This is a genomic window from Alcanivorax sp. HI0044 (genome assembly GCF_001634945.1).
Genome location: NZ_LWEZ01000067.1, coordinates 1 through 1072, shown reverse-complemented (window position 1 = coordinate 1072; position 1072 = coordinate 1). Strand labels below are relative to the sequence as shown.

General features: G+C 58.2%; 2 protein-coding genes. Both read left to right on the top strand.

Annotation, left to right across the window (positions count from 1 at the left end):
- Nucleotides 1-657: selenide, water dikinase SelD (gene selD / locus A3730_RS00885; protein ID WP_082872209.1), on the top strand; the 657-nt coding region annotated here is incomplete at its 5' end.
- Nucleotides 658-684: 27 nt separating this feature from the next.
- A partial coding sequence (locus A3730_RS00880) for a PA2779 family protein (RefSeq protein WP_063537269.1) occupies nucleotides 685-1072 on the top strand: 388 nt, incomplete at its 3' end.

Sequence of the window (1072 nt, the reverse complement as noted above, 5' to 3'; positions counted from 1 at the left end):
CAGATGGCCGCGGGGTTCACCGTCAACGGCCAGGCCGACCCGGCACAGCTCTGGCATAAACATGGCGCCCGTGACGGCGACCGACTGATCCTCACCAAACCATTGGGAACCGGCGTGCAATTGGCGGCCTTGATGCAGGCGAACAACAGCAATGCTGCCGCATTCCACGGCCCCTGGCTGGACACAACACTGCGCCACCTGCTGACCAGCAACCATATTGCGCAACGGGCCCTGCAGGATGTACCCGTGAATGCTTGCACCGATATCACCGGCTTCGGGCTGCTCGGCCATCTCTACGAAATCAGCCAGCAAAGCGACGTTACCCTGTCGGTGGATTGCCACAAGGTACCGCTGCTGCCCGGCACGCTTGCACTGATTTGCCGAGGCGTGGCCAGCACCCTCAGCGACGCCAACCGGCAGATACTGGTGCATTGCCAACAACCGCAGCCCGTGGACGACGCCCTGCTTACCGCCCTGTGCGACCCACAAACTGCCGGGGGGCTATTGTTCTGTCTGCCTGCCAGCTATGCACAACAGGCACTGCAACATCTTGATAGTGAAGGGGTTAACGCGGTCGATATCGGTAAAGTCCTTGTAAAAGATCGCCCGGATCACGCAGAGATCCTGTTGAATAGCGGTCACACTGGTAGCGTATAACCTTTCAAGAACACAGGAGAATGCTTCATGACCACGTCAAAACGCGTTACCGGTATTTTCAGTGCCTTTGTATTGTTGTTCATGCAAGTGCTCATGGTCCCCGCCGCACAAGCCGCCATGATTGGTAATGACACCGTGATTCAGCAACAGGATCGCGCGGCCATGAAACAACAAGTCATGCAACTGATGGATCATAAAGTGGCCGCTCAGGCGCTGAGCGAATACGGCGTTAACCAGGAGCAAGTCAGCCAGCGACTGGACCGCCTCACCGATGCCGAGCTGCAGCAGCTGGCTCAGAAATCCGAAGAGCTGCCCGCCGGTCAGGGTGTACTGGGCGTGATACTCGCTATCATCCTGGTGCTGGTGATTCTGGATCTGCTCGGCGCTACCGACGTCTTCCCGGTGATTGACCCGG